Origin of the sequence: Streptomyces sp. SAT1 (assembly GCF_001654495.1) — a bacterium.
GTDB classification, from domain to species: Bacteria; Actinomycetota; Actinomycetes; order Streptomycetales; family Streptomycetaceae; genus Streptomyces; species Streptomyces andamanensis.
Map to the genome: position 1 here is coordinate 4,410,393 of NZ_CP015849.1, position 19,279 is coordinate 4,429,671.

15 protein-coding genes are annotated in these 19,279 nt (G+C 73.7%); 8 read left to right on the forward strand and 7 right to left on the reverse strand.

The features are described 5' to 3' along the window. The first annotated feature begins 100 nt into the window (after nucleotides 1-100). Both A8713_RS19130 and A8713_RS19135 read left to right on the forward strand, forming a co-directional pair. Nucleotides 101-1,384: a hypothetical protein gene (locus A8713_RS19130; protein WP_064534736.1), complete on the forward strand. Its 1,284-nt coding sequence runs from the start codon at nucleotides 101-103 to the stop codon at nucleotides 1,382-1,384. 205 nt (nucleotides 1,385-1,589) lie between these two features. After that, nucleotides 1,590-2,132 (forward strand): DoxX family membrane protein, encoded by a 543-nt coding sequence (locus A8713_RS19135; protein WP_064534737.1) that lies wholly within the window; start codon nucleotides 1,590-1,592, stop codon nucleotides 2,130-2,132. Between the two features lie 37 nt (nucleotides 2,133-2,169). On the opposite strand, the gene A8713_RS19140 is transcribed toward A8713_RS19135, so the two are convergent. Both A8713_RS19140 and A8713_RS19145 read right to left on the reverse strand, forming a co-directional pair. Next, nucleotides 2,170-2,403: a hypothetical protein gene (locus A8713_RS19140; RefSeq protein ID WP_064534738.1), complete on the reverse strand. Its 234-nt coding sequence runs from the start codon at nucleotides 2,401-2,403 to the stop codon at nucleotides 2,170-2,172. Next, on the reverse strand, nucleotides 2,390-3,655 hold the full coding sequence (locus A8713_RS19145; protein WP_079159041.1) for a PspC domain-containing protein: 1,266 nt from the start codon (nucleotides 3,653-3,655) through the stop codon (nucleotides 2,390-2,392). Before A8713_RS19145 ends, A8713_RS19140 begins: the two co-directional genes overlap by 14 nt. A gap of 609 nt (nucleotides 3,656-4,264) precedes the next feature. Between A8713_RS19145 and A8713_RS19150 the strand changes: the two genes are divergently transcribed. After that, a complete protein-coding gene (locus tag A8713_RS19150; protein ID WP_064534739.1) occupies nucleotides 4,265-5,554 on the forward strand; it encodes an ATP-binding protein in 1,290 nt (429 codons plus the stop codon). Then, nucleotides 5,554-6,291, forward strand: a complete 738-nt coding sequence (locus A8713_RS19155) for a LuxR C-terminal-related transcriptional regulator (protein WP_064534740.1) — start codon at nucleotides 5,554-5,556, stop codon at nucleotides 6,289-6,291. The genes A8713_RS19150 and A8713_RS19155 overlap by 1 nt, the downstream gene beginning before the upstream one ends. Before the next feature lie 3 nt (nucleotides 6,292-6,294). On the opposite strand, the gene A8713_RS19160 is transcribed toward A8713_RS19155, so the two are convergent. After that, the gene (locus tag A8713_RS19160) at nucleotides 6,295-7,368 is read right to left on the reverse strand and encodes a C40 family peptidase (RefSeq protein ID WP_173860981.1); all 1,074 of its coding nucleotides are present in this window, start codon (nucleotides 7,366-7,368) and stop codon (nucleotides 6,295-6,297) included. Between the two features lie 488 nt (nucleotides 7,369-7,856). Here A8713_RS19160 and A8713_RS19165 point away from each other — a divergent pair, with 488 nt between their 5' ends. Beyond that, nucleotides 7,857-8,210 carry a hypothetical protein gene (locus A8713_RS19165; RefSeq protein WP_064534742.1) on the forward strand — a complete coding sequence of 118 codons (354 nt, stop codon included), beginning with the start codon at nucleotides 7,857-7,859 and terminating at the stop codon, nucleotides 8,208-8,210. Between the two features lie 16 nt (nucleotides 8,211-8,226). Here the strand turns inward: A8713_RS19165 and A8713_RS19170 are convergent, their stop codons facing one another. Further along, nucleotides 8,227-9,195: a tellurite resistance/C4-dicarboxylate transporter family protein gene (locus A8713_RS19170; RefSeq protein ID WP_107440667.1), complete on the reverse strand. Its 969-nt coding sequence runs from the start codon at nucleotides 9,193-9,195 to the stop codon at nucleotides 8,227-8,229. 358 nt (nucleotides 9,196-9,553) lie between these two features. Between A8713_RS19170 and A8713_RS19175 the strand changes: the two genes are divergently transcribed. Next, the gene (locus tag A8713_RS19175) at nucleotides 9,554-10,762 is read left to right on the forward strand and encodes an IS110 family transposase (protein ID WP_064532170.1); all 1,209 of its coding nucleotides are present in this window, start codon (nucleotides 9,554-9,556) and stop codon (nucleotides 10,760-10,762) included. 250 nt (nucleotides 10,763-11,012) lie between these two features. Continuing rightward, on the forward strand, nucleotides 11,013-13,505 hold the full coding sequence (gene pcrA, locus A8713_RS19180; protein WP_064534744.1) for a DNA helicase PcrA: 2,493 nt from the start codon (nucleotides 11,013-11,015) through the stop codon (nucleotides 13,503-13,505). 80 nt (nucleotides 13,506-13,585) lie between these two features. Here pcrA and A8713_RS19185 read toward each other — a convergent pair whose 3' ends face one another. Next, a complete protein-coding gene (locus A8713_RS19185; protein ID WP_064534746.1) occupies nucleotides 13,586-15,220 on the reverse strand; it encodes a M23 family metallopeptidase in 1,635 nt (544 codons plus the stop codon). 251 nt (nucleotides 15,221-15,471) lie between these two features. Continuing rightward, nucleotides 15,472-16,377, reverse strand: a complete 906-nt coding sequence (locus A8713_RS19190) for an esterase/lipase family protein (RefSeq protein WP_064534747.1) — start codon at nucleotides 16,375-16,377, stop codon at nucleotides 15,472-15,474. Between the two features lie 551 nt (nucleotides 16,378-16,928). Here A8713_RS19190 and A8713_RS19195 point away from each other — a divergent pair. Then, complete coding sequence (locus A8713_RS19195) at nucleotides 16,929-17,345, forward strand: cobalamin B12-binding domain-containing protein (protein WP_064534749.1); 417 nt, start codon at nucleotides 16,929-16,931, stop codon at nucleotides 17,343-17,345. Nucleotides 17,346-17,581: 236 nt separating this feature from the next. On the opposite strand, the gene A8713_RS19200 is transcribed toward A8713_RS19195, so the two are convergent. Then, nucleotides 17,582-19,210 carry a DUF5691 domain-containing protein gene (locus tag A8713_RS19200; RefSeq protein WP_064534751.1) on the reverse strand — a complete coding sequence of 543 codons (1,629 nt, stop codon included), beginning with the start codon at nucleotides 19,208-19,210 and terminating at the stop codon, nucleotides 17,582-17,584. Nucleotides 19,211-19,279 lie beyond the last annotated feature (69 nt).

Sequence of the window (19,279 nt, forward strand, 5' to 3'; positions counted from 1 at the left end):
GGACGGACACGGACCGCGTGCCGTAGGGCACAATTCGCAGTCGGCGTAGGGGTGTTGTCCGCAGCGCGGCTGCGGGTTCCGGGGAAGGCGGGCGTCCGGCGTGGCGGTGCAGGAAGCGAGAGACGGCACGGGGGCGGGCACGCATCCCCACGCGGGCGGCTGCACGTGCGGGGACTGCCCGCACGGGGCACGCGCGGGACACCGGCAGGCGGTGGCCGCGTTCCTGCTCCAGCGCGACGAGTTCGCCGCCGGGCAGGGCCTGCCCGCGGCCGTGGCCCACTCGGCGTCGGCGTCCAGGCAGTGGGTCTCCGAGGAACTGACGCAGTCCGCGGAACTCGTCGCCGCCCGCCGTCGCGCCGAGGGCGGCGCCTGGCTCGGCCGGCTCTGGCGCTGGACCGCGTACACGGTCTGGGCCGCGGTCGTCCTGCTGCTCCTGGTGCAGGCGCTCACCGCGGTCGGCGCGGGCTGGAGCACCGCCCGCACGGCGGGCCTGCTCGCGGCGGTGGCGGTCGCCGTGCTGCTGACGGCCGCCTCGTGGTTCCACCGGGCGCGCGGCGGCGCGCTGGCCCCGGTCATCGGTGAGGACAACAGGCTCTCCACCTCTCGTACGGTCGCCGCGGTCTGGGTGCTGTTCGTGGCGTACGCGGTGCTGGTGCTGGCGGCCCGCCTCGCGGCGGCCTCGGACCACGCCGAACGCGACGCCCTGATCTCCGGCCTCGAACTGGCCCGGGGCGCCGGTGTGGTCACCGTGCTCGCCGTGGTGTGCGGGATCGCCGTGCTGGTGCGGCGAGTGGTCGGGCTGCGGGTCCTCGGCCAGCGGCTCCAGAAGGTGCGGGCCGACCGGCCGCGGGCGGCCGACCTGCTGACCGACGACGCGGGACGCGGCACCTTCGCCGACATCCAGTACGTCGTGATCAGCGCCGTCGCCCTGGCCTTCGCCGCGGTGCGGCTGGCCCGGCGGCCCGACCAGCTGCCCGACCTGCCGTGGGGACTCGCGGTGGTGACGCTGGTGTCCGCCGCGACCTATCTGGCGGGCAAGTACGCGGAGGGCGGGCGCCCGGTCATCCTCTCGGTGGTCCGGGCCCGGGAGGCGGGCGACCTGGACGCACCGATCCGCACCGGCGACGACATCGAGATCCGCGGCGCCGGTTTCGTCCCGCCGGGCGCACAGGGAGCGGACCGGCTGTCGCGGATGGTGGTCCGCATCGGCGCGGTCAACGTCCATGTGCCCCTGGTCCCCGTCATGGGAGGCTTCAGCAGCCCCACGGACACGGTGCTGACCGTGCCGGTCCCGGCCGACGTGGAACCGGGCCGGGTCGAGGTGCAGCTCGTGACCGCGGCGGGCGTCGAGACCAACCGGTACGCGATCGACGTGACCGACTGAGACACCGGGGCCCGGAAGGCGCGGACCGGGGCACCGATGGGGTGCCGGGGCACCGATGGGGTGAGGCGCCAGGGCCAACCGGGGGGCGAATCCATACGGACGCCGGAAGAACAGCCCGGCCTGGTCGGACACCTCCTTTCTCGCACACGTATGGTCTGTCGAGGGGTGAACGGCATTGCGGTGAGGTGAGAGGCGGCTGACAACGATGACTCATGGCCTTCGTACGGACACGCGGACCGCGTATCTCGACCGTCGCGGCACCTGGCGGGAGACGGCCTCGCGCTACGCCCTCCTTCCCCTGCGGGTCTTCCTCGGCGTCACCTTCGTCTACGCCGGTCTGGACAAGCTCACCGACAGCGCCTTCATGAAGGCCGCCGGGCCCGGCTCGCTCGGCGACACCCTGCGCGCGGTCCGCGACTCCTCCGCGGTCCCGGCCCTGGTCGACCTGGCCCTGAAGAGCCCGGCCGGCTTCGGCTACGCCATCGCCTTCGGTGAACTCGCCGTCGGCCTCGGCGTCCTGCTCGGCCTGCTGGGCCGCCTGGCCGCGCTCGGCGGCGCCCTCATCTCCCTCAGCCTGTGGCTCACCGTCAGCTGGGCCACCAGCCCCTACTACTACGGCAACGATCTCGCCTATCTCATGGCCTGGCTCCCTCTCGTCCTCGCCGGCACCCCCGTCCTCTCCCTGGACGCCGTCCTGCCGGGGCGACGACGCAGGGGTCTGGGCCTGGGCCTGGGCAGCTACCGCTAGGGTCTTTCGTTCGTACCCCCAGGGGCTTTCATTCGGATCAGGCCGGATCCGTCACGGGCCGCTCCGCCCCGCGCGATCTGCGCCGCCGTCGTACGGTCCGGTCGACCATCCCCACCACGCCCCCCAGGCACAGGCCGCCCACCACGGCCGGGATCGCCACGAACCACGGCGCCTTCCACAGGCCGCCCGCGTCCCCGGCGCAGACGACGGCGGCGCCGACGACGCTGACACCGGCCACCAGCCTCCCGGGCCGGAACTCATGAAGCAGCACGGCTCACCTCCGCCTGTCCGATGCCCACGTGCAGATCGAGGTCGACCGTCCCGGTGCCCTTGACGCCCTCCGCCGGATCCAGCGTGATCTGCCGGGACCGGCCCGGGGCCACGTCCACGTCCCGTGAGCCGTCGCCCGGCAGCTGGATGTCGCCGACGCCCACGTCGATCGTCGCCCGCAGGGTCACGTCCGGGGGGACGACCACCCGCAGCCGGCCCACACCCACCTCGGCCCGCGCGGTCACCTTCTGGCCCTTGCCCAGCCGTATTCGGGACAGGTCGAGCGTGCCGTCGCCGGTGCCCAGGTCGTACCTCGGCCGGACCTCGGTCACGGCGGCGGGCTGCCAGGTCGCGTGCGACCAGTGGGCGCTGACGTTGTCCGGGAGCGTCGTGGAGGTGGCGAGGAGGCCGGCGGTGATGACGGCCAGCAGGATCGAGCCCACCCCCGTCCGGCCGAGGAACGCGCTGACCGCGATGCCCAGGCCGAAGACGCCCAGCGCACAGGCCAGACCGGTCTGGAGGCTGCCGGGAAGCGTGTGGTCGTACCAGGTCAGGCGCGTGCCGAGGGCACCGGCCCCGACGGCGAGCAGGAAGATCCAGCCGCCGATCGGGCGCGGGCCCCGCTCGCGGGGTGTGTCCGGGGCCGGGGTCCGCGTCTGACGCCCGGGGCGGCCCCGGCTGATGTTGACGGCCGCCGCGACGTCCCGGTCCCGCGGGTCCTGCGGTCCCCACAGATACCCCGTGCCGCCGACATGGGTGCCGTCCTTGACGATCGGCTCCCGCCACCAGGACGGGTACGACGAAGGGGCCGGGGGTGCCTTGGCCTCCGGCGGCGCGTCGGCGGCGGCCTGGGCCGCCAGCGGGTCCGGGTCGGCCGAGCCCCGGTGCTGCGACCAGTACCCGGCCCCGGCCAGGAGGAGGGAGAGGACGACGGCGAAGGTGAGCACGCTGCCGTTGCGCAGCATGGACAGGAACACTCCGCAGCCGACCAGCGAGAACAGCACGGCGGCCAGCGCATGGCCGTTGACCCGGCCGGTGAGGAGCTTGCGCACCTCGTTCTCGTCCTCGTCGTCGAGGGGGACGAAGAGCCAGGCGAAGCCGTAGAAGATGAGACCGATACCGCCGGTCGCGGAGAGCACGGCCAGGGTGATCCGGAAGATCACCGGGTCCATGTCGCACCGGCGTCCCAGTCCCGCGCAGACCCCGGCGATCATCTTGTGGCGCCGGTCCCGCCGGAAACCGAACGGGCCCATAACGTTTCCGTCCGCTTCCGCGCCGCCCGCGTCCGTCCGCGGGCCGCCCCCGTCCGTGGCGGTCCGTGAACCGGCCGTGGCGGTCCGCGGGCCGACCCCGCCGGCAGCGGCCCCGCCGGTGCCGGTACCAGGATCGCCGCCGGTGCCGGTGCCGGGACCGCCGCCGGTCGTCCCTGCTGCCCCTGCCGTCCCCGGCTGACCTGCCGTCCTCTTTGTCCCCTCTGTCCCCTCTCCCCCTGTTCTCCCTGTCCCCTTCACGCTCGCCTCTCCGGTCCGGCCGGGCCGCTCGTCCGGGCCCGGCTGTCCGCCCGCACCCGCACCCGCAGCCGGGCCGGGCGCGGCGGCCCCGGGCCCGGCACCCGGAGCCGGGCGCGGGGCCGAGCCGGGTTCCTGGCCCGTTCCGGCGTGCTGGTGATTCGTCATGCGTCCATGGTGACGGGCGAGCCGCCGCAGCGGCAGTCGGGACGACCCTGGCAGAACCCTGATTCGCCCCTGAGCCCCGCCGGGGGATGCGTTCGACGGGCCCCGGGGGCGCCGCCGCGAAGATCAGGGGAGTCTCGGGGGCCGACCCTGATGCCCCCGCCCGGCGCGCATGTGACCATCGTTGGCATGCCGGAAGCCGCAGCACTGCCCGTCGACGACCCGCGGCCCCCGCGCAAGCTCTACCGCAGCAGCGACGGACGCTGGCTGGGCGGAGTGGCGCGGGGCCTCGCCGGGCACCTCGGGCTGCCCGTGGTGTGGGTGCGGCTCGTCTTCGCCGGGCTGTTCATGGCCGACGGCCTCGGCGCGCTGCTGTACGCGGCCTTCTGGTTCTTCGTGCCGCTCGGCGTCGGCGGGGTCGGCGGGCAGCGGCCGCCGGCCTTCGTGACCACGGAGACCTCGCCGGACGGCCGCCGCAGGATCGTCACCCGCAGACCGGACAAGGGCCAGATCGTCGCCCTGCTGCTCATGGTCGTCGTGGCGTCGGTCTTCGTCGGCAGCGTCAACCTCGGCGGCGGCGCCAAGGCATATCTCCTGCCCGCCGTCCTGGTCGCCGCGGGCGTCGCCCTCGTCTGGCGCCAGGCGGACAACGCCCGGCGGGCCCGCTGGATGGAGGTCGGCCGCCGCCGCCGTACGCTCACCCTGCTGCGCGCGGGCGCGGGCGTGCTGCTGGTCACCGCGGGCGTCTCCGCCATCTTCGTCCTCCAGGGCTCGGCCGCCCACCTCGGCTCGGTCCTCCAGGCGGGCCTCGCCGTGCTCGTCGGGATAACGCTGCTGGCCGGGCCGTATCTGGTGCGGATGACCCAGGACCTCTCCGAGGAGCGGCTGATGCGCATCCGCGCCCAGGAGCGCGCCGAGGTCGCCGCCCACGTCCACGACTCGGTGCTGCACACCCTGACCCTGATCCAGCGCAACGCGGAGAACGCGGGAGAGGTGCGCCGCCTCGCCCGCGCCCAGGAGCGCGACCTGCGCGCCTGGCTCTACAAGCCGGAGGGCAACGGCAAGGACGAGGAGGACGAACCGGCCACGCTCGCCGAGGCGGTGAAGCGCAACGCCGCCGAGGTCGAGGACAAGCACGGCGTCCCCCTGGAGGTGGTCGTGGTCGGCGACTGCCCGCTCGACGAGCGGATCGGAGCCCAGATGCAGGCCGCGAGGGAAGCCATGGTGAACGCCGCCAAGTACGGTGGCGAGGGCGGCGCCGTGCAGGTGTACGCCGAGGTCGAGGGGCGCAAGGTCTTCGTGTCCGTCCGCGACCGGGGGCCCGGCTTCGACCTCGACGCGATACCCGCCGACCGCATGGGTGTCAGAGAATCGATCATTGGCCGCATGGAGCGCAACGGGGGAACGGCCCGGCTGCGCGCGGTGCCGGACGGCGGCACGGAGGTCGAGCTGGAGATGGAGAGGGCGGAGAACACGTGATGAGCGACCCGACCGAGGCGAACGGCACGGCGGCCGAGGCGACGGAGGCGGCCGGTACCACGGGCGGCGGGGCGGGGCGGCACGTGCGCGTGGTCCTCGTCGACGACCACCGTATGTTCCGTACGGGGGTGCGGGCCGAGATCGGGCGGACCGACGAGACCGGGGTCGAGGTGGTCGGTGAGGCCCCCGACGTCGACCAGGCGGTCGCGGTCATCACCGAGTCCCGTCCCGAGGTGGTCCTGCTGGACGTCCATCTGCCCGGCGGCGGTGGCGTGGAGGTGCTGCGGCGCTGCGCCGCGCTGACGGCCGACACCGAGCGGCCCGTCCGCTTCCTCGCGCTGTCCGTCTCGGACGCCGCGGAGGACGTGATCGGGGTGATCCGGGGCGGGGCGCGCGGCTATGTGACCAAGACGATCACGGGCACCGACCTCGTCGACTCGATCTTCCGGGTGCAGGAGGGCGACGCCGTGTTCTCCCCGCGGCTCGCCGGGTTCGTCCTCGACGCCTTCGCCTCCACCGACGCCCCGCCGGTCGACGAGGACCTCGACCGGCTCACCCAGCGCGAGCGCGAGGTGCTGCGGCTCATCGCCCGCGGGTACGCCTACAAGGAGATCGCCAAGCAGCTCTTCATCTCGGTGAAGACGGTGGAGTCCCATGTCTCGGCCGTGCTGCGCAAGCTCCAGCTGTCCAACCGCCACGAGCTGACCCGCTGGGCCACCGCGCGCCGCCTGGTGTGAGGCTTACGCCACCCGGGTCGCCCCGGCGAACGGCATCTGGTCGACCGGGGCCAGGCGGACCGGGGCCGAGGGGTTCGGGGCGTGGATCATCTGCCCCTTGCCCACATAGATGCCGACGTGGCTGATCCCGGAGTAGAAGAACACCAGGTCGCCGGGGCGCAGTCCGGCGCGGGGGACCCGGCGGCCGGCGCCGATCTGGGCGTAGGTGGTGCGGGGGAGGGAGATCCCGGCGGCGCGGTAGGCCGCCTGGACCAGGCCGGAGCAGTCGAAGGCGTGCGGCCCGGTGGCGCCCCACACATAGGGGCTGCCGAGCTTCTGGTACGCGTACGCGACGGCCGCCGCCGCCCGGGAGGTGGGTGCCGCGATGGGCCCCTGGGCGGTGAGCGCGTCCCGCGCGCCCGCGGCGGACCCGGACCGGGAGGCCCGCGCCCCGGCCCCGGCGCCGTCCTCGACGGACGCCGCGCGCTGCGGCGGGGTGAGCCGGTCCAGCAGCCGCCTGGCCTCGGCCAGCTTGCCGTCGATCGTGTCCTTCTGCCGCCGCAGTTCCGCCTGCCGCGACCGGAGCGCGGCCAGCTCGGTGCGGGCCGCGCCGCGCGCCTGCTCGATCCCGCGCAGCTGCCTGCGCACCTGTGCCACGGCCGCGCCCTGCCGGGCGCCCGCCCGCTCCGCCAGCGCGGCGCCCTCCAGGTAGTGGCGGGGGTCGTCGGAGAGCAGGAACTGCACGGCGGGGTCGATCCCGCCGTCCCGGTACTGCGCGGCGGCGATGGCGCCCAGCGTCTCCCGGGCCGCGTTGAGCCCGGCCTGTCCGCGGGCCGCCTCGTCGCCCAGGGCCCGCAGCCGCTTCCCGGACGCTTCCGCCTGCTCCCGCTCGCCGTCGTACTTCTGGGTGGCGGTCTCCGCCTCCTGGTACAGCCGGTCCACCGTGGCCCTGACCTGCTCCGGCGTCAGCTGCGGCGCGGCCTGTGCGGAGCCGTCGAAGCCCGTGGCCGCCGCCGCGCCCGCGAGGGCGAGGGTGGCGGCGGTTCGTGCGGTGCTGCCGCTGAGCAGGCGTGGTCGGGGCTTGCGGTGCGAGGCCACGTGGACCGTCACGTCCTTTCGTCCGGCCGCCACGGGGGCGGGCCCTGCGGGTCCGGCGGCGGCCCGTACAGGGGAGCGGGCCGCCGCCGGACTTCTGCGGTGGGGCCCGGCCGCCGTACCGCCGTCCCTGTCCCGGACGGTGGCGGGCTGCCGGACACCCGGGGAAGGACGCTAGGTCGCGCCGCGTCCCACGAGTGACAGGTTGTACGGAACTGCCGCCGCCCGATCGTCCGGTGACCGGAAGTGACCACAGGTGGCACTCGGTCACGGCGCCTTCACGCGGAGCGATGACCGAAGTGTCCGTTCGGGGGCGGACGGAGGCGGCCCGGTGCTATGGCGGCCCGGCGGGGTGCGCGGTGGCGTGCGCGACGGGGGCGTGGCGGGGTGCGCGGCGGCGTGCGCGACGGGAGGCGGCGAGGTGTGCGGTGGCGGACGGAGCGGACGGCCCGGTTCCGGTGGGCTCGCGCCCTGTCGTTAGGCTCCGGCCCATGGACGTACTCATCCATCTCTTCGTCGGCCTGCACATCATCGGGATCGCCGCGCTGCTCGGCGGCTTCCTCACCCAGATGAAGGCGATGGGCCGGGGCACGGCGCGGTTCGTGCCCGGCATGCTGCACGGTGCGCTGACCATGCTGGTCACCGGCATCGTCCTGGTCGGCCTCAACCAGGCCGACGACCACCACGTCAACACCGTCAAGATCGGCGTGAAGCTGGCGCTGCTGGTCGTGATCCTCGGCCTGGTCTACGTCAAGCGCGACGAGGAGAAGGTGGACAAGAGCATGTTCGGGCTGGTCGGCCTGCTGACCACGGTGAACATCTTCATCGCGGTGCTCTGGACCTGACCGCCGCCCCGCGGCCTCAGCGCGCGGCGTCCGCCAGTTCGGTGCGCGCCTCGGCGACCGCGCCCGCCGCGACGGCCAGCCACGCCGCCACCGACACCCAGAGCAGCACCTCGCCGAGCCCCTCGAACGGCTTGTCCAGCGTGCCGGCGACGGACAGCGCCGCCGTCGCCGTCATGCCCATGGGGAAGACGGTCGACCAGCGGCGTACGTCGTACCCGGGCCGGGGCCGGACCACCTCCGCCACGACCAGGACCGCGTACCAGGCGAGGTCGAGCACGAGCAGCGCGAGGGTCACGGTGTGCAGGACGCCGTCGTCGTCCTTGTTCCACAGGTAGTGCCCCGCGCCGCCGGCGGCGATCAGCTTCGCCCCGGCCACCGTGGAGATCGCCAGCGCGCCGCCCGCGACCCAGTGGTCGCCACGCCCCGTGAGCACCTGGCGGAGGCCGAAGCGGGACAGGGCGAAGAGATAGAGCACCAGGCCCAGCCAGAAGAAGACGAGCGCCGTGTGCGCGAGCCAGGCCGCGGACTCGGCCTTCGCCACCGAGGCGCCGAGCACGGCGAGTCCCTCGGTGGCCACGCAGCACAGGAAGACCGCCCCCGGCATGGGGCGCGGCGAGTTGCGCACGACGCGCGGCAGCAGCCACGGCCACAGCACGGCGGCCAGCGCGAGCAGCGCCTCGGCGAGCCACTGCCAGCCCAGGTTGGAGAAGCGCGTACCCAGCACGGTGGTCGCGGCGACCCCGGTGAGCGCGCCCGGCGTGCCGGCCTCGGCCGTCCAGCGCTCCCGTTCGCGCAGCAGCCGCAGGGCGAAGTCCGCGGCCAGCGCCACCCAGGCGACGCAGGCCACCGCGAGGACCGCGAGGGACAGCGCCTCGAAGCCCGTCAGGCCCAGCCCGATCGAGACGATGCCGCTGGCCATCACGGCGGCACCGGCCGCGGGCGGACGCTGCGCCAGCCAGGCGCGAAGAGGTGAGGTGACGGGCATGGTGCTGATGCTAGAGAGCGGCGTACGCCGTGCGGACGGGGCACGCGCGGGGCGGGCGCAAAACCGTCTCCGTGCTCCCGCCGCTCGCGCGCACGCCCCCGTTATCTTCTTCGCGGTTCCGCAATGGGGCCGCTGGCCTCCGGGCCCGGCATGGCTGTTGCCCCCTGTCGAAGGCATGACCTGGGGGGTGGTGTCACCGGGCCTGGGAGGTGCCGTCGGAGACGCTGATGAGAGGTCCGGCCACCGCCCGGTCCGGCGCAACGCCGGACAGCTCGTGGGCGGCAGGTCTGCATAACGTGGATGCGCGCGTACGACACCACTGCCGAGGCCGGCACGATCAACTCTCTGGAAAGGCACGATGTTCGACACCGAAGACGTGGGCGTGTTCCTCGGCCTGGACGTCGGCAAAACCGCTCATCACGGCCACGGGCTCACCCTGGCCGGGAAGAAGGTCTTCGACAAGCAGCTGCCCAACAGCGAGCCGAAGCTGCGGGCGGTCTTCGACAAGCTGACCACGAAGTTCGGCACCGTCCTGGTGATCGTGGACCAGCCCGCCTCCATCGGCGCCCTCCCGCTGACCGTGGCCAGGGATGCGGGCTGCAAGGTCGCCTACCTGCCCGGCCTGGCGATGCGGCGGATCGCCGACCTGTATCCGGGTGAGGCGAAGACCGACGCGAAGGACGCCGCGGTGATCGCTGACGCGGCCCGCACCATGCCGCATACGCTGCGCTCGCTGGAACTGACCGACGAGATCACCGCCGAGCTGACCGTGCTGGCGGGCTTCGACCAGGACCTCGCGGCCGAGGCCACCCGCACCTCCAACCGGATACGCGGCCTGCTCACCCAGTTCCACCCCTCGCTGGAGCGCGTCGTCGGACCACGCCTGGACCACCCCGCCTTGACCTGGCTGCTGGAACGCTACGGCTCCCCGGCCGCGCTGCGGAAAGCCGGCCGCCGCAGACTCGTCGAGGTGGTCAGACCCAAGGCTCCACGCATGGCCGTCCGGCTGATCGACGACATCTTCGACGCGCTCGACGAACAGACCGTCGTCGTCCCCGGCACCGGCACCCTCGACACTGTGATCCCTTCTCTGGCCCGCTCGCTCGCCGCCGTCCACGAACAGCGCCGGGCGTTGGAAGCCCAGATCAGAGCCCTGCTGGAGGATCACCCTCTTTCCAAGGTCCTGACCTCGATGCCGGGAGTCGCGGTCAGGACCGCCGCAGTTCTGCTGGTGACCGTCGGCGACGGCACCAGTTTCCCCACCGCCGCCCACCTGGCCTCCTACGCCGGCCTGGCTCCGGCAACGAAGTCCTCGGGGACCTCGATCCACGGCGAACACGCGCCACGAGGCGGAAACCGGCAGCTCAAACGTGCGATGTTCCTCTCCGCGTTCGCAGCCCTGCACGACCCCACCTCCCGCACCTACTACGACAAATGCCGGACCCGCGGGAAGACCCATACCCAGGCCCTCCTCCGCCTCGCCCGCCACCGCATCAGCGTCCTGTTCGCGATGCTCCGTGACGGCACTTTCTACGAACCACGCGTCCCGGAAACAGCCGCCGCATGACCACAGCGAGCTTGACGAACGACATAGAGGCACCCCCCCGCAACGCGGGCCTCCCGCGACGTACGCCCCGTGAGCCACGTCCCTCGCGACGTACGCCCCCGCGACGTACGCCCCCCGTATCCCACGGCCCCGTGACATGCATCCCCTGTGCGTGACACGCGTCTCCTGTGACGCACGTCCCCGTCCGGCCGCGGTGAAGTTTCCGGGGCGGCCCCGGGTTGTCGGTGGGGAGCCCTAGACTCGGAGAGCGATGAGCAGCCTCTTTGACGACAGCTTCCTGGCGGACCTCCAGGCCCCCCGCGGCCACGAGGAGGAACCCCCGCCCCCCGAGGACGAGCACGCTCCGGAGCCGGTTCCGGACGATCTGTTCGGCGGGAAGTTCGACGTGCCCCCGGACCAGGGCTCCCGCGGCGCGGACTCCTACTACCGCGACGGCGCCCCGCGTCCGGCCGTCGACCCGGCCGCCCTCCTGGACGGGCTCAACGAGAACCAGCGCGCGGCCGTCGTCCACTCCGGCTCCCCGCTGCTCATCGTGGCCGGCGCCGGTTCCGGCAAGACCCGGGTGCTCACCCACCGCATCGCCCACCTGCTGGGCGCGCGGGGCGTCCACCCCGGGCAGATCCTGGCGATCACCTTCACCAACAAGGCCGCCGGTGAGATGAAGGAGCGCGTCGAGCAGCTCGTCGGCCCGCGGGCCAACGCGATGTGGGTGATGACCTTCCACAGCGCGTGCGTGCGCATCCTGCGCCGGGAGTCCAAGCGGCTCGGCTTCACCTCCTCCTTCTCGATCTACGACGCCGCCGACTCCAAGCGCCTGATGGCCCTGGTCTGCCGCGACCTGGACCTCGACCCCAAGCGCTTCCCGCCCAAGTCCTTCAGCGCGAAGATCAGCAATCTGAAGAACGAGCTGATCGACGAGGAGGACTTCGCCGCCCAGGCCACCGACGGCTTCGAGAAGACCCTCGCCCAGGCGTACGCCCTCTACCAGTCGCGGCTGCGCGAGGCCAACGCCCTCGACTTCGACGACCTGATCATGACGACGGTCAACCTGCTGCGCGCCTTCCCGGACGTCGCCGAGCACTACCGCCGCCGCTTCCGGCACGTCCTGGTCGACGAGTACCAGGACACCAACCACGCCCAGTACGCCCTCGTGCGGGAGCTCGTCGGCACCGCCGCCCACCCCGAGGACGTCCCGCCGGGACCGGACGACCTCGGCCCCGCCGAGCTGTGCGTGGTCGGTGACGCCGACCAGTCGATCTACGCCTTCCGCGGCGCGACCATCCGCAACATCCTCCAGTTCGAGGAGGACTACGCGGACGCGACGACGATCCTGCTGGAGCAGAACTACCGCTCCACGCAGACCATCCTGACCGCCGCCAACGCGGTCATCGAGCGCAACGAGTCGCGCCGCCCGAAGAACCTGTGGACCAACGCCGGCGCCGGTGCCCGCATCACCGGCTATGTCGCGGACACCGAGCACGACGAGGCCCAGTTCGTCGCCGAGGAGATAGACCGCCTCACGGACGCGGGCGAGGCCAAGGCGGGCGACGTCGCCGTCTTCTACCGCACCAACGCGCAGTCCCGTGTCTTCGAGGAGATCTTCATCCGCGTCGGCCTGCCCTACAAGGTCGTCGGCGGGGTCCGCTTCTACGAGCGCAAGGAGGTCCGGGACGTCCTCGCCTACCTGCGGGTCCTGGCCAACCCGGAGGACTCCGTCCCACTGCGCCGCATCCTCAACGTGCCCAAGCGGGGCATCGGCGAGCGCGCCGAGGCGATGATCGACGCGCTCGCCCAGCGGGAGAAGATCAGCTTCCCGCAGGCGCTGCGCCGGGTCGAGGAGGCGTACGGCATGGCCGCGCGCTCGACCAACGCCGTCAAGCGGTTCAACACGCTGATGGAGGAGCTGCGCACCATCGTCGAGTCGGGCGCCGGGCCGGCCACGGTCCTGGAGGCCGTCCTCGAACGCACGGGCTATCTGGCCGAGTTGCAGTCCTCCACCGACCCGCAGGACGAGACCCGGATCGAGAACCTCCAGGAACTCGCCGCCGTCGCACTGGAGTTCGAGCAGGGTCGTGAGGAGGGCGAGTCGGTCGCGCTCTCCGAGTTCCTGGAGCAGGTCGCCCTGGTCGCCGACTCCGACCAGATCCCCGACGAGGAGGACGGCGACGGCGTCATCACCCTGATGACCCTGCACACCGCCAAGGGCCTGGAGTTCCCGGTGGTCTTCCTCACCGGCATGGAGGACGGCGTCTTCCCGCACATGCGGGCCCTCGGCCAGGTCAAGGAGCTGGAGGAGGAGCGCCGGCTCGCCTACGTCGGCATCACCCGCGCGCGGGAGCGGCTGTATCTGACCCGCTCGGCGATGCGCAGCGCGTGGGGGCAGCCGTCGTACAACCCGCCCTCCCGCTTCCTGGAGGAGATCCCGGAGGCGCACGTGGACTGGAAGCGCACGGGTGGTTCCGCGCCCATGTCCTCCGGGCCCGCCTCCGGTGTCGCGGCGTCGCTGTCGTCGTCCCGTTCGCGTTCGTCGGCGTCCGGCGCCTCCGGGTTCGCCACCCGCCGGAGCGCGGAGAAGCCGGTGGTGGCCCTCGCCGTCGGCGACCGGGTCACGCACGACCAGTTCGGCCTGGGCACGGTGGTCGCCGTCAAGGGCACCGGTGGCAACACGGAGGCGACGATCGACTTCGGCGACACCAAGCCCAAGCGGCTGCTGCTGCGGTACGCGCCGGTCGAGAAGCTGTAGGGCTCTTCCGCCCGGAGAAGCCGTGAGCCCCCGCCGGTCAGGCGGGGGCTCGACGGTACGCGCCGCGCGACGCCGTGCCGCTACGTCGGGTCCAGGCCGTGGCTGCGCAGCCACGGCAGCGGGTTGATCGGCGCGCCGCCGCCGGGCCGTACCTCGAAGTGCAGGTGCGGACCGGTGGAGTTGCCGGACTTGCCCGAGAAGGCGATCGGCTGCCCCGCCTTGACGGTGGCGCCGGTGACGACCTGGTAGCGGGAGAGGTGGCAGTACCACGTCTCCGTGCCGTCCTTCGCGGTGAGGATCAGCATGTTGCCGTAGGCGCTGTTGAACTGGGTGCGCACGGTGCCGTCGGTGGCCGCCATGACCGTCGTCCCGTACCAGACGGGGAAGTCGATGCCGGTGTGCACGGACATCCAGTTCACGCCGGCCTGCCCGAAGTAGGCGCTGAGCCCCTTCTGCGCCACCGGCAGCGCGAACTTGGGGCGCAGCCGCTCCTTGCGCTCCGCCTCCTCGGCCGCCTTCTTCCGGTCGGCCTCCTGCTGCGCCTTGAGGTCGATGCGCTCCTGGGTGCGGCTGGCCCGGTCGGCGAAGTCGTCGGCACCGGCGGACAGGCTCTGGAGCTGGGTGTCCAGCTTGTTGTTGGCGGTGGCCGGCTGCACGGGGTGCGCCTCGGAGGCGGAGGCGGCCGCGGTGTCCTTGCCGTCGTCGGTGAAGCTGCCGACGGAGGCCGCGGCGATACCGGCGACACCCACGACGCACACCGAGGGCACCGCTACGGTCAGCAGCGCCGAACGCCGGGCCGGGGGGCGGCGCCGCGAACGGCCCTGGCCGCGCGAGGCCGCACGCGACGACGGAACCGGAGTGATCTCTTCCTGCTCCTCCAGCAGGGCGGCGACGGGCAGTTCACCGGTGTCGGCCGGGCCACCGCGCTCCGTACCGGAGTCCGGGCCGCCGGGGGCGGCGGCGTACGGGTCGAGCCGGTCGAACGTCCGGGTCTCGTCGTGGGGCCGGTGCTCCTCGTACGCACCGGTCTCCTCGTACGTACCCGTCTCGTCGTACGTACCGGCCGCTTCGTACGTGGCGCTCTCGTCGTAGGTCCGCTGCGCGGGGAAGTTCCCGGGGGCGGGGGCGGTGTCGTCGGCCGCCGGGGCACCGGTGTTCCACAGGGTGGCGTCATAGGCGCCGGTGTCGAAGGTCTGGGTGCCCCAGTCCCACTGCTGGGTCCGGTCGGCGGCCTGCTGGGTCCGGTCGTCCGGGGCCGCGGCGGGCGCGCCCTGGAGCCAGGCGCCCGTGTCCCACTGGCCGGTGGCCTCGGGGGAGCCCGACTGCTGCGGTACGGCCGACAGGTGCTGGTAGCCGGTGGCCCAGGCGGTCGTGTCGTAGGCGCCGGTGTCGTACGCGGCGTGGTGCTGGGCCGCGTACAGGTCGTGGTGCACGGTCTGGTGGCTGCCGGTGGACCACTGGGTGGTGTCGTACGCGCCGGTCGTGCCGCCGCCGTCCGTCCGGCCGCCGTCGGGGAGTTCGCCGAAGAGCGGGTCGGCCGGGAAGCCGGCCGTGCTGTGAGCGCCGGTGTGGAAACCGGTGGTGCCGTGGTCGCCGTACGTGGTGAAGTCGCCGTAGGCGGCTTCCTGTCCGCCGTACGGCGCGTAGGGCGCCGGGGCGTCGTCGGAGGCCGGAGCCGGGGGCGTCGCGGTCCCCGACGGGTGGCGGTCGTTCACCAACTTCTCTTTCGCCTCGACAACAGGGGCTGCCAGAGCAGTGCGGCGACTGTACCCGGCGGTATGCGGGCGCGACAATCTTCGGCAGGTTTCCCGCCGTCGGGAAACGGGCAATCGGCCGTGATTCGGCGGACTGCGGACAGAGGCTTGGCCTTGTGTTCGAGGCGATGTTCGACCCTGATGGGCCAATGCCGGTCCCGGAGCGGGCGGTCGGTGCCCGGCGGAGACCGCCGGTGCCCGGCGGGGGAGGATCAGGCCACGGTGACCCCGCCGTTCCCGCCCGCGCCTCCGTCCCCGCCCCGCTCCCCGCTCCGGGCGGCGGCGGACGGGTCGCCCGGCCGCACGGTGTCCAGGGCCTCGCGTATCCCCCCGGCCACGGCGGGGTGCACACAGAGCGCGAGATGGCCGATGCCGCTCACCCGGACGTTCTCCGCGCTGAGGTCCGGATGCTCGACGCAGGCCGACTCCAGCGGGTCCATCAGGTGGTCGAGGTCGCTCCAGAAGCTCACGAAGTACGTACGGCAGCCGGGTGCCGGACGGGACAGCTCCTCGATCAGCTCCGAACCCGGGCGCATCTGGCGGACGATGGGATGCGCGTTGGCCAGCGGGGCGACCCGGGTGCCCGCGTGCGGCGTGCCCAGGGTGACGAGGGTGCGCACGCGCCGGTCGCCGCCGAGCCGCTGCACGTAGTAACGGGCTATCAGGCCGCCGAGGCTGTGGCCGACGACGTCCACCCGGCTGCTGCCGGTGCGCTCGCAGATCTCCTCGATGTGCCGGCCGAGCAGTTCGGCCGCGGTGCGGATGTCGCAGGTCAGCGGCGAGTAGTTGAGGGACTCCACCTGATGTCGTCCGTGCTGGGCGAGGCTGCGGCGCAGCAGGACGAAGACCGAGCGGTTGTCGATGAAGCCGTGCAGCAGGACCACCGGCGGCTTGGCCTCGGTGGGCAGTCGGGCGGCGGCGTCCGGCGCGGGCACCTGGCCCGCGGCGGCGCGGCGCTCCTGGACGATCCCCGAGGGATAGAGGAGGACGTGCCCGGCGAGGATCGCCAGCTCCAGGGCCGTGGCCTTCAGCAGGTCCAGTGAGAGGCCCGCGACTCTGGCCGGGAGCAGACGCTGGCAGAACGGCAGGATCGGGTCTGCGACGCTGGTGACCTTCATGGCCGACCTCCTGTCGGCACGCGGGAGGACGGCTCTGTCCCCCCGGTGCTCTCGTGGGCGGTCGCGGTGAGGCGCCGCGCGCGCCCGCCGGTCCGTCCCTGGTGCTCTCGCCGGGGCGCCGCCGGGCGACCGCGCCCCGCCACGGCCCGCGTCCCGAAGGCGCGGGGGACCGGCCGCGACTCCCGCGCCGCTGCCGCCCCGCTCCGCCGCTTGTCCCGGTGCCCGCTCCGGCACGGATCCTGCCGGTGGTCCCGCCCGTGGTCCCGCCGCGGGTTCCGGACCGGGGCGGCGGGGAACGGTGCGCGGTATGCGGGGAGGCGGTCCGCGGGTGCCCCGTCCGCGGCGAGTTCCGCTCCGTGCCGTCGCTCGTGTATCCGCTCCTGCCCGACGTGGCCGAGCGGCTGTCCCTGCGTGTGATTTCCCCCTCGCTCCGTGCCGTGAAACTGCCGGGTGCGGGATGCTGGAGATAACGTTCGTTCACTTCCCCGGACGACGTGGTGCGGGGCGTCCGTCCCGTGGTGGGCGTAGGAAGTCGCTTCATGGAGGCAGTGATGGGTGTGGCAGCCGGTCCGATCCGCGTGGTGGTGGCCAAGCCGGGGCTCGACGGCCACGATCGCGGTGCGAAGGTGATCGCGCGGGCGCTGCGCGACGCCGGCATGGAGGTCATCTACACGGGTCTCCACCAGACCCCGGAGCAGATCGTCGGCACGGCGATCCAGGAGGACGCCGACGCGATCGGCCTGTCCATCCTCTCCGGCGCGCACAACACGCTGTTCGCCGCCGTGATCGACCTGCTGCGCGAGCGTGAGGCCGAGGACATCGTCGTCTTCGGCGGCGGCATCATCCCCGAGGCGGACATCGCGCCGCTGAAGGAGAAGGGTGTCGCGGAGATCTTCACCCCGGGCGCCACCACCCAGTCGATCGTCGACTGGGTCCGCGCCAACGTCCGCCAGCCCGCCCAGGCGTAGGGCGTCCCGTCCGGACGGCGTTTCCCGTCCGGACGAGGACTCCCGCCCGGACCCGGCTTCCCATTCGGACAGGGCCTCCCGCCGGGAGCGGGCCGGGCCTTCGGGCCCTGGCGCCGCGCCCCGGACCGGTCCGACCTGAACGCACGGCCCCGGCCCGCCGCCGGGCCACCGGCTCCCGCGCCGTCCCTGCGCGCCCGGCGTCCCGAGCGGGGTGCCGTACGGGGGCGGGGCGGTGCTCAGCCGGGGACGGGCGCCAGTTCCTCGGCCATCGTCCGGCGCAGGTGCAAGGTGGTGACCAGCCGCTGGAACGCCTCCGCCCAGTACCCCCCGGCGCCGGGCGAGGTGTCCTCCGTCTCGTCCGGCACCGCCAGCAGTCCGTCGAGCCGGGCCGCCTCCACCGGGTCCAGGCAGCGCTCGGCCAGTCCCATCACACCACTGAAACTCCATGGGTAGCTCCCTGCGTCCCGCGCGATGTCGAGCGCGTCGACCACCGCCCGTCCGAGCGGTCCGGCCCACGGCACCGCACACATCCCGAGCAGCTGAAACGCCTCGGACAGACCGTGCGCCGCGATGAACCCGGCGACCCAGTCGGCCCGTTCGGCGGTGCCCAGCGTGCCGAGCAGCTTGGCGCGCTCGGCCAAGGACACCGCGCCGGGCCCGCCGGCCTCGGGTGCCGCGGGCTCCCCGAGGAGCGCCCGCGCCCACACGGCGTCCCGCTGCCGTACGGCGGCCCGGCACCAGGCCGCGTGCAGCTCGCCCTGCCAGTCGTCCGCCACCGGCAGCGCCACGATCTCCTGCGGCGTGCGGCCGCCCAGGCGCGTGGACCACGTGCCGAGCGGGGCCGCCTCCAGCAGCTGGCCCAGCCACCACGACCGCTCACCCCTCCCCGACGGAGCCCTGGGGACGACACCGTCGCGCTCCATGCTCGCGTCGCACTCGTGAGGGGCCTCAACGGCGATCGCCGGGGCGCCGCCCGTGCGGTCGACGGCGACGCAGGCGGCGGCCCGGTCCGCCATCCGCGCGGCCAGCGCCGACCCGGGCAGCGCCGACAGCAGCTCCGCGGCGGTCGACCGGACGTTGCGGCTCCGGTCGCCGAGGGCCTGTTCCAGGAACGGCTCGTCGGCGGGGCCGAGTCCGGTGCGCAGCGAGTCCAGGAACATCAGCCGGTCCTCGGCCCGCTCGGTGGCCCACGTGGTGGCGAGCAGGTCGCGGGCCGCGTCCGGTTGCTGCCGCCGTACCGCCGTGAGGAGCGCGACCCGTTCGGCGAACAGGCCCTCCTCCCACAGGCGGCGGACCTCGTCGGCGTCCTCGGGGCCGGGCAGCGCGGCACCGCCGCCGGAGGCCGCCCGCAGCGCGAATCGCCACTCCGGGTTCAGCCGGGCCAGCCACAGCCCGCGCGGACCGGCGAAGGCCAGCGCGGCGGGTCGCAGATCCGTACGCCCCCGGGCCGCGTCCAGCAGCGCCGGGAGCGTCGGCGCGGGCGCCGCGTACCCGTGCGCGTTGGCCGCCGCGAGCCACTGGGGCAGCAGCTCCATGAGGTCCGGCGCGGTGCCCCTGCGTCCGCCGCCGCCCGCGCCGGGACGGTCGGCCAGCAGCATGGCGAGCCGGTCGGCGGCGGCGGGCGGCAGGGCCGGGCGCGGGTCGGCGGGGGCCTGCGGGATCCGCTCGGCGGCGGGCGCCGGGAGCAGTCCCGCGCGCCGGGCCACGGTCTGTTCGGCCGCCGCGTCCAGCAGGGCCGTCGGAGCGTCCCGGCCGGGTGTGCCGGCCGGGGGCCTGCGCCGGTCGGTGCCGAGCAGGGCGGTGGTGACCGACTCCTCCCAGGCGCCCGCTGCGGGCGCTTCCACCGGGGCGGAGGTCCTGATCATGAGCGTCCTTTCCGTTGCCGGGTGCCTGAGGGTGCTCGGAGGGTCACCCGGTCCGGGTTTCCCCTGGTA